The following is a 7,141-nucleotide window of genomic DNA, read 5'->3' as shown; positions in this document are numbered from 1 at the left end:
ACCCCCTGCCCCCCCCCCCCCCCCCCCCCCCCCACCCCCCCCCCCCCTCCCCTGCCCCCCCCCCCCCCCCCCCCCCCCCCCGTACGGGGTGCGCGTGCCTCAGTCGCCGATCAGGGCGTCCACGAAGGCCGCCGGCTCGAACGGGGCCAGGTCGTCCGGCCCCTCGCCCAGGCCGATCAGCTTCACCGGTACGCCCAGCTCGCGCTGGACCGCGATGACGATGCCGCCCTTGGCGGTGCCGTCGAGCTTGGTCAGGACGATGCCGGTGATGTCCACGACCTCCGCGAACACCCGCGCCTGGACGAGGCCGTTCTGCCCGGTGGTGGCGTCGAGGACGAGCAGCACCTCGTCCAGCGGGCCGTGCTTCTCGACGACGCGCTTGACCTTGCCCAGCTCGTCCATGAGACCGGTCTTGGTGTGCAGCCGGCCGGCGGTGTCGATGAGGACGACGTCGGCGCCTTCGGCGATGCCCTCCTTCACGGCGTCGAAGGCGATCGACGCCGGGTCGCCGCCCTCGGGTCCGCGGACCGTGCGCGCCCCGACGCGCTCGCCCCAGGTCTGGAGCTGGTCGGCGGCTGCGGCGCGGAAGGTGTCGGCCGCGCCGAGCACCACGCTGCGGCCGTCGGCGACGAGCACGCGGGCCAGCTTGCCGGTGGTGGTGGTCTTGCCGGTGCCGTTGACGCCGACGACCATGACGACGCCCGGAGTCTCGGCGCCGCCCTCGGTCCTGACCTCGCGGTCGAGGTCGGGGCCGAGCAGCGCGATCAGTTCTTCGCGGAGCAGGGCGCGCAGCTCCTCGGGGGTGCGGGTGCCGAGCACCCGGACCCGCTCCCGGAGCCGTTCGACCAGCTCCTGGGTGGGGGCGACGCCGACGTCGGCGGTGAGCAGGGTGTCCTCGATCTCCTCCCACGTGTCCTCGTCGAGGTTGTCCCGCGACAGGAGGGTCAGGAGGCCCTTGCCCAGTGAGTTCTGCGAGCGGGCGAGCCGGGCCCGCAACCGGACGAGCCGGCCCTCGGTGGGCTCGGGGATCTCCAGCGCGGGGGGCGCGGGAGCCTCGGCGACCGGGGCCTCCTCCGCGGGCGCGGTGGCGTCCGGGAGACCGACGTCGTCGATGGTGCGCCGCGCTTCGTCGCGCGGCGTCTCGGCCTCCTCGCCGACGCTGGGCTCGGCGGGAGGGGTGATGGTCGGCGTGCTCGGCGGCGGGGGCGGCAGCTTCTTCTTGCGGCTGCTCACCACGAGCCCGCTGATCAGGCCGACCGCGACCAGGGCGATGACTACAGCAAGGATGACGATTTCCATAACGGGTCCAGTATCGGCCACGCCCGTCCGGCGGGCGCTGCCCCGTCGGGCCCTCCGGCGATCCGAGGCGCCCTATGCCCCTTTTGGGCGTCATGCGAACGGGTGCCCGCCTTCTCCGGTCACCCCGCCGGCCGCCGGACGCGGCCCCGCCCCGGCTCAGCGGGGAGCCGGGGCGGGGGCCGGGAGGGGCGGGGCGGGGCGGCGGCCGGGCGTCCTCTCAGCCCATCTCCTCCAGCGTCTTGCCCTTGGTCTCCTTCACGAACACGAGCACGAAGGGGATCGAGAGCAGGGCGAAGCCGGTGTAGATCATGTAGGTGCCCGACAGGTTCCACTCGGCCAGGCTGGGGAAGCTCGCGGTGATGGCCCAGTTGGCGATCCACTGGGCGGAGGCGGCGACTCCGAGGGCGGCGGCCCGGAGGCGGTTGGGGAACATCTCGCCCAGGAAGACCCAGACGACGACGCCCCACGACAGGGCGAAGAAGAGCACGAACGTGTGGGCGGCGATCAGCGCGACGGCGCCCTGGGTGGTGGGGAGCTTGCCGTCGACCAGGTCGGCGGAGAAGGCCCACGCCTCGAAGGCCAGCGCGACGGCCATGCCGGTGGAGCCGATGAGGGCGAGCGGCCGCCGGCCCACCCGGTCCACCAGCACCATCGCGATCGCCGTGCCGATGATGTTGATGATCGAGGTGGTGAACGAGTAGAAGAACGAGTCGGTCGGGTCGATGCCGACGGACTGCCAGAGCGTCGCGGAGTAGTAGAAGGCCACGTTGATGCCGACGAGCTGCTGGAAGAGCGAGAGACCGATGCCGATCCAGACGATCGGCAGGAAGCCGAAGCGGCTGCCGAGCAGGTCCCGGAAGGAGGACTTGTGCTCGCGGCGCATGGCGGTCTCGATCTCGGTCACGCGGGCGTCGAGGTCGATGTGCTCGCCCTCGACCTCCGCCAGGATCTTGCGGGCGCGGTCCTTCCTGCCCACCGAGATGAGGAAGCGCGGGGACTCCGGGATGGCGAAGGAGAGCAGTCCGTACAGGAGGGCCGGCAGGACCATCACGCCGAGCATCCACTGCCACGCCTCCAGGCCGAGGATCTCGCCGCGCTGGTCGCCGTCGGCGACCTGGAGGATGCCGTAGTTGACGAGCTGGGAGACGGCGATGCCGATGACGATCGCGGCCTGCTGGAAGGAGCCGAGCCGGCCGCGGTAGGCGGGCGGCGAGACCTCGGCGATGTAGGCCGGGCCGATCACGGACGCCATGCCGATGGCGAAGCCGCCGATGACGCGCCACACCGCCAGGTCCCAGAGCGCGAACGGCAGGGCGGATCCCACCGCGCTGGCCGCGAAGAGCACGGAGGAGATCTGCATACAGCGGATGCGGCCGATCCGGTCGGCGATCCGTCCGGCGGTCGCGGCCCCGATCGCACAGCCGATCAGGGCGATGGCGATCACCTGGGCCAGGGTCCCGGAGCCGATGTCGTAGCGGCTGCGGATCGCCTCGACCGCCCCGTTGATGACGGAGCTGTCGTATCCGAAGAGGAAGCCGCCCATCGCCGCGGCCGCGGTGATGAAGATGACATGGCCGAGGTGGTCCGGATGGGCCTCTCGGGCTCTGGACGCCGGTCCGTTCTCATTGCTGGTCACGTGAACTCCTGATGCCTGGCCGCAACTCAGACGTGGGGGTGAGCCTTCCCAGTGGGGCACAACATCCGGCCCGCCACCACTTGAAGGAGAAAACAACGGTGCAGAGGTTATGTGTTCAAGTATCGAAGTCGATCTGCCGGAGCTGATGCCTCGTGTACCCAGGACCGGCGGAAAGGCACCGGGCACTTTCGAGGGGCGGAACGCGGCTCAGCGGAGGCGCTGGCTGATGACCTTCGACACGCCGTCGCCCTGCATCGACACACCGTAGAGCGCGTCCGCGACCTCCATCGTCCGCTTCTGGTGGGTGATCACCAGCAACTGCGAGGTCTCCCGGAGCTCCGCCATGATCCGGATGAGCCGCTGCAGGTTGGTGTCGTCGAGCGCCGCCTCGACCTCGTCCATCACGTAGAACGGGCTGGGCCGGGCCTTGAAGATCGAGACCAGCAGCGCCACCGCCGTCAACGAGCGCTCGCCGCCGGACAGCAGGGAGAGCCGCTTCACCTTCTTGCCCGGCGGGCGCGCCTCGACGTCCACGCCGGTGGCCAGCATGTCGTGGGGGTCGGTCAGGACCAACCGCCCCTCGCCGCCGGGGAAGAGCCGGGCGAAGACCCCCTCGAACTCGCGGGCCGTGTCCCGGTACGCCTCGGTGAACACCTGCTCGACCCGCTGGTCGACCTCCTTGACCACCTGGAGCAGGTCGGCCCGCGTCTTCTTCAGGTCTTCGAGCTGCTCGGACAGGAACTTGTGCCGTTCCTCCAGCGCCGCGTACTCCTCCAGCGCGAGCGGGTTCACCTTCCCGAGCTGCTGGTACGCCCGTTCGGCCGACCGCAGCCGCTTCTCCTGCTCGGCCCGCGCGTACGGCCGCGGCCGGTTGCGCGGGTGGTCCGGGTCCTCGGGCAGCTCCTCGCCGTCCGCCGCCGGCGACGGCGGCACGAGTTGGTCGGGGCCGTACTCGGCGGTCAGCCCGGCCGGCTCCACGCCCAGCTCCTCCAGGGCCCTCGCCTCCAACTGCTCGATGCGCAGCCGCTTCTCCGCCCCCAGCACCTCACCCCGGTGGACGGAGTCGGTGAGCTTGTCCAACTCGTCCTTGAGCCCGCGGCCCCGGTCGCGCTCGGCGGCCAGCTCGCGCTCCCGCTCGCCCTTCGCCGCCTCGGCCGATGTCCGCTCCCGATCGGCCCGTACGAGGGACGCCTCGACGTGCGCCAGCAACTGACGCGCCCCGGCGGCGACGGCCGACGCCACCTCGGCCTCGTACCGCAGCCGGGCCCGGCGCCGCTCGGCGCGGGTGCGCGCCTCCCGCTCGGTCCGGGCGGCCCGGTCCAGCCCGTCGGCGCGCCCCGCCAGCGCCTTGACCCGCTCCTCGTGGGTGCGCGCCTGGAGCCGGGCCTCCATCTCGGTCTGGCGCGCGGTGGCCCCGTCGGCGGCGAGCCGGTCCCGTACGGAGGTGTCGGGCTCCTCGTCGACCGGGGCCTCCTCGGCCGCCAGCAGCCGCTCGGCCAGCTCCTCGGCCTCCTCGACGGCCCGCTCCAGGGCCTCCTGGGCGCGGGCGGCGGCCTCCGCCATCCGCTCGGCCTCGCCCGCGGCGCCCCGAGCCTGCCCGGCGAGCCGCCCGAGCCGCTGGGCGAACCCCGACCTCTCCCGCTCGCCCGCCCGGCGGCGCTCCCCCAGCTCCTCCACCAGCGCGGCCTCCCGCCGGCGCCGCTCCCCCGCCAGGCGCTGGGCCTCCGCCAGCTCCTCGCACCGCACGGCGAGGTCGGCCAGCTCCGCGGCGGCCTCGTCGACGGACGCCTGCACCTCCAGGAGGCTGGGCGCGCCCGCCGACCCGCCGTACGCGAAGTGGGCGGCGAGCACGTCCCCCTCGCCGGTCACGGCGGTCAGTGCCGGGTCGGCGGCCACCAGGGCCTCGGCGTCCTCCAGCGTCCCGACGACGACCATGTCCGCCGTGACGCGGCGTACGGCCTCCACCAGCGCGGCGGGCCCGCGCACCAGCTCCGCCACGGCGGGCGCGGGCGCGGCGAGGGCCACCGGGGCGTGCTCACCGCGGTCCTGCGGGCGGGCCGCGTCCGCGCCGGCCGCCGCGCCGCTCCGGGCGGGCGGCGGGGCGGACGTACCGGGGCTCCCCGCGCGTCCACCGTCCCGTACGGGCTCGCCGGGCTGCTCCGGTACGGCGCGGGGCCGGGCGGCGCCGTCCGCGCCCAGCAGCAGCGCCGCGCGCCCGGCGTCCTCCTCGCGCAGCAGCCGGATCGCGGCGGCGGCCGCGGCCGGGTCCGCGACGGCCACCGCGTCCGCCGCGACGCCGAGGGCGGCGGCGACCGGGACCTCGTAGCCGGGCTCGACGGTGAGCAGGGCGGCGGCCGGGCCGAGGAGGCCGGTCAGCCGGTCGCCGGCCCCGAGCAGAGCCCCCGTGCCGTCCTTGCGGCGCAGCCCCAGGGCCAGCGCCTCGTGCCGCGCGGCGACCGCCGCCCGCCTGCGCTCGGCGCCCGTGGCCTCGTCGCGGGCGGCGCTGTGGGCGGCCTCGGCCTCCGCCAGGGCGCGCTTGGCGGCCTCGTGCCGGGCGGCCAGCTCCTCGTCGTCCTCGTCCAGGCCGTCGGCCTCGGCCTTGAGCTGCTCGTACTCCTCCTGGGCGGCGTCCGCGCGCTCCCGCGCCTCGTCGCGCGAGGCGGCCAGCCGGTCGATCTCCGCCCTGGCCGAGCCGGCCCGGCCGCGCGCCGCGTCGACCTGCCCCTGGAGCCGGGCGAGCCCTTCGCGGCGGTCGGCGACGGCCCGAGCGGCGTCCCTGAGCCGGCGCTCCTCCGCGGCCAGCGCGCGTTCCAGGTCGGCACGGTGGGCGACGGTGTCCTCCAGCGCGTGTTCGGCCGCCTCCAGCGCGGCCGTCAGCTCCGCCTCCTGCTCGCGGACCCGAGCGGCCTCGCGCTCCAGGTCCTCGGGGTCGCGGCCCCGGCGCTCCTCGGCGGGGGCTTCGGAGGCGCTGCGGACGCGGGCGTCGGCCAGGGAGATCGTGCCGCGTACCCGCTCGGCCAGTTGCGACAGCTCGTACCAGGTCTGCTGGGCGCGCTGGAGCCGGGGCGCGAGGCGGCGCACCTCGCCCTCCAGTTCCGCCTCGCGGGCGAGCGCCGCCTTCAGCTCGGCCTCGGCGGCGTCCTTGCGCTTCTTCAGCTCGGCCTCGTCGGCGATCTCGTCGCGCAGCGCGTCGCGGAGGATCACCAGGTCGTCCGCGAGGAGGCGCAGCCGGGCGTCGCGCAGGTCGGCCTGGATGACGGCGGCTCGGCGGGCGACGGCGGCCTGCCGGCCGAGGGGCTTGAGCTGGCGGCGCAGTTCGGCGGTGAGGTCCTGGACGCGCGCCAGGTTGGCGCCCATCGCGTCCAGTTTCCGCAGCGCCTTCTCCTTGCGCTTGCGGTGCTTGAGCACGCCGGCCGCCTCCTCGATGAAGGCCCGGCGGCCCGTCGGGTCGGCGTGCAGGACGGAGTCCAGTCGGCCCTGGCCGACGATGACGTGCATCTCGCGGCCGATGCCGGAGTCGGAGAGGAGTTCCTGGACGTCCAGAAGTCGGCAGGCGTCCCCGTTGATCTGGTATTCGCTGCCGCCGTTGCGGAACATGGTCCGGGTGATCGTCACCTCGGCGTACTCGATGGGCAGCGCGCCGTCGGAATTGTCGATGGTCAGCGAGACTTCCGCGCGCCCGAGCGGAGGCCGCCTGGTCGTCCCGGCGAAGATCACGTCTTCCATCTTGCCGCCGCGCAGGGATTTGGCCCCCTGTTCCCCCATGACCCAGGAGAGCGCGTCCACCACATTGGATTTGCCCGAGCCGTTGGGGCCGACGACACAGGTGATACCCGGTTCGAAACGCAGGGTGGTGGCGGACGCGAACGATTTGAAACCACGCAGGGTCAGGGCCTTGAGGTGCACGCCGCCGGACTCTACCTTTCGCTCCCGGTTTCGCCGGTGAGGGCGCAGGGCAGATCAGACGGTGAGCCGAGGCGGGTCTGCCGGGCGGGGCACCGCAGGAAGAAGAAAAGGGACGCCGAAGCGTCCCTGGGATCTTGCTGGTCCTGCGCCGTGCGCTGACGGACACGCGTCGTCGGGCTACGGCGGCCCCAGGGTGAATCCGGGGTCCCGGTGCTGCGAAGACGTCGATCCGCGACGCAGGACGAATCAGAGGTGTTCCGAGGCTGTTGAGCGTGGTCGACCCGACCGGCCCCATGGGGC

3 protein-coding genes are annotated in these 7,141 nt (G+C 74.0%); all 3 read right to left on the bottom strand.

Features of this window, described 5'->3' with window-relative positions; all coding sequences use genetic code 11:
• Nucleotides 1–99: 99 nt before the first annotated feature.
• Nucleotides 100–1,299: a signal recognition particle-docking protein FtsY gene (gene ftsY, locus ACZ6EJ_RS18860; RefSeq protein ID WP_469268415.1), complete on the bottom strand. Its 1,200-nt coding sequence runs from the start codon at nucleotides 1,297–1,299 to the stop codon at nucleotides 100–102.
• A 217-nt stretch (nucleotides 1,300–1,516) separates the two neighbouring features.
• Nucleotides 1,517–2,935, bottom strand: coding sequence for a sugar porter family MFS transporter (locus ACZ6EJ_RS18855; RefSeq protein WP_469268413.1), 1,419 nt, complete (start codon nucleotides 2,933–2,935; stop codon nucleotides 1,517–1,519).
• A gap of 207 nt (nucleotides 2,936–3,142) precedes the next feature.
• Nucleotides 3,143–6,841 carry a chromosome segregation SMC family protein gene (locus ACZ6EJ_RS18850; protein WP_469268412.1) on the bottom strand — a complete coding sequence of 1,233 codons (3,699 nt, stop codon included), beginning with the start codon at nucleotides 6,839–6,841 and terminating at the stop codon, nucleotides 3,143–3,145.
• Nucleotides 6,842–7,141: the final 300 nt, after the last annotated feature.

The organism is Streptomyces sp. NPDC041970 (assembly GCF_055588985.1).
Note: the sequence above shows the minus strand (reverse complement) of the source record. Positions and strands in the feature narration are given on the sequence as shown.